This window comes from Aquabacterium sp. UBA2148 (assembly GCF_002328915.1).
GTDB lineage: Bacteria > Pseudomonadota > Gammaproteobacteria > Burkholderiales > Burkholderiaceae_C > Aquabacterium > Aquabacterium parvum.
Map to the genome: position 1 here is coordinate 1 of NZ_DCXA01000269.1, position 2439 is coordinate 2439.

2 protein-coding genes are annotated in these 2439 nt (G+C 68.0%); one reads left to right on the forward strand and one right to left on the reverse strand.

Annotated elements, in window-relative coordinates; all coding sequences use genetic code 11:
- Window positions 1–883: OB-fold nucleic acid binding domain-containing protein (locus B2W70_RS14910; RefSeq protein WP_349677463.1), on the reverse strand; the 883-nt coding region annotated here is incomplete at its 3' end.
- Window positions 884–1092: 209 nt separating this feature from the next.
- On the opposite strand from B2W70_RS14910, the gene B2W70_RS14915 reads away from it, so the two are divergent.
- Window positions 1093–2295: a glycerophosphodiester phosphodiesterase gene (locus B2W70_RS14915; RefSeq protein ID WP_286746847.1), complete on the forward strand. Its 1203-nt coding sequence runs from the start codon at window positions 1093–1095 to the stop codon at window positions 2293–2295.
- Window positions 2296–2439 lie beyond the last annotated feature (144 nt).

Here is a 2439-nt window from a genome sequence, read left to right on the forward strand (position 1 = left end):
GTGCGCACTGCCAGCCCGCCTCGATGGCGATCGCCGCCGACAGCGCGGCCACCACCGTCTTGCCCGAGCCCACATCGCCCTGCAGCAGGCGGTGCATGGGCTGCGGACGCTGCAGGTCGATGGCGATCTCGCCGCACACGCGGCGCTGTGCGGCGGTGAGGTCGAACGGCAGCACGCCCAGCAAGCGCTCGTGCAGGCCGCCGGTCTTCAAGGGCAGCACCGGCGCCTTGAGGTGCGCGCGCTCGGCCTTGGACTGCAGGCGAGAGAGCTGCTGGGCCAGCAGTTCTTCGAACTTGAGCCTTTGCCAGGCCGGGTGCTGGTGCTCGGTCAGCGCTTGCAGCGAGGCATCGGGTGGTGGGTGGTGCAGGAACTGCAGCGACTGTCGCAAGGTGGGCCAGCCAGCCGGCAAAGTGCCATGCGGCAGCACCTCTTCCAGCGGGGCCCGCTTGAGCGCCGCTTCGATGGCCTTGCGCAGGTAGGCCTGGGGCAGGCCCGCGCCGGTGGGGTAAACCGGCGTGAGCGAGGTGACCAGCGGCGTGCCCTCGCTGACGATGCGCACGGTGGGGTGCACCATCTCGCGCCCGAAAAAACCGTGGCGCAACTCACCGCGCACGCGCAGCCGCACACCGGGCGCCCAGCTCTTTTGCTGCGAGCCGTAGAAGTTCAGAAAACGCAGCAGCACCTCGCCCGTGCCGTCGCCCAACTTGACGATGAGCTGACGTCGACCTCGCATTTCGATGCGGTTGTCGCGCACCTCGCCTTCGAGCTGCACGGTCTGCCCGTCGCGCGCCTGCCTGAGTTCGGTGACGACGGTCTCGTCCTCGTAGCGCAGGGGCAGGTGCAGGGCCAGGTCGATGTCGCGCGCCAGGCCCAGGCGATGCATGGCCTTCTGCGGAGCAGACAGGTTGGGCGCGGCGTCGGCGGGTTTCGCAACGGGTTTCGCGGCTGCCTGGCGGGGCACGTCGGGGCTCCTGGCGTGGAGGGTGAAAGAACCGTCATTGTGCCCGTGCCGAACGGCTCTCTCGCCCGCCCCTGCGAGCGACAACAGCGTCACGCAAGCTGGGTAAGGTGCGCAAAACCGAGGAGACACCCATGCCATCCAAACTCAGCTCGCTGCTGGCCCTTTCGGCAGCGTTGTTCATCGCCGCACCGGGCTTCGCGTCCGAGGCCGACCGGCTGGAGCGCACCGAATCCAGCAGCCGCCACGGCCAGCGTGCCGAGCCCCTGGTCATCGGCCACCGAGGCGCTTCGGGCTACCTGCCCGAGCACACGCTGGCGTCGTACTCGCTGGCCATCGAGCTGGGCGCCGACTACATCGAACCTGACCTGGTCGCCACCAAGGACGGCCACCTGATCGCCCGCCACGAGCCCAACATCACGAACACGACCGATGTGGCCGAGCGCCCCGAGTTCGCCTCGCGCCGCCGCACCATGGTGGTCGACGGCTTCGCGGAAGAAGGCTTCTTCGCCTCCGACTTCACCCTGGCCGAGATCAAAACCCTGCGCGCCAAACAAGCCTTCGGCGAGCGCCCGCAGCAGTTCAACGGCCAGTTCCAGGTGCCCACGCTGCAGGAGGTCATCGCGCTGGCCAAGCGCAAGACGCTGGAGAAGGGCCGCGTGATCGGCATCTACCCCGAGACCAAACACCCGACCTACCACCAGCGCCTGGGTCTGCCCCTGGAGGCTCGCCTGCTCAAGGCGCTGACGCAAGCGGGCTGGAACCACCGCCATGCGCCCGTTTTCATCCAGTCGTTCGAGCAGGGCAACCTCAAGGCACTTAGCAAGCTGACCAAGGTGCGTCTGGTGCAACTGGTCGATGCCAACGACGTCAACCCCGATGGATCGCTGGACTTCACCGCGCCTTATGACCGCCCCTACGACTGGACCGTTTCCGGCAAGCCCGAACTGCTGGCGCGCACCTTCGCCTGGCTGACCACGGACGAAGGCCTCAAGGACGTGGCTTCGTACGCCCACGGCATCGGCCCCTGGAAGCGCTACATCGTCCCCACCCTGGCCAACCCCGAGGGCAGCGGCCCCGGCGAAGCCAAGCTGAAACTGGGCGAACCGACCGACCTGATCGAGCGCGCCCACGCCGCCGGCCTGAAGGTGCACACCTGGACCTTCCGCAACGAGCAGCGCCGCCTGCCCGGTGACTACGCGGGCAACCCGGTCAACGAGTACCTGCAGTTCTACCAACTGGGCATCGACGGGGTGTTCTCGGACTTCCCGGACACCGCCGTGGTGGCGCGTGAGCTGGCGCGCCTGGAGCGCCGCATCGGTGCGCAGCGCGATTGAAACGTGATCGAAACGCCAGTCAAGCTCGATGGGGATCGGAGGCACGAAAGCCGAGTGGGTGGCATGGCCACGGCGCGCTAACCTGAGCGCATGCCTGACAACTCCCTGACCCCGCTTGACCTGTACTGCGAGCGGCTCGGCCCC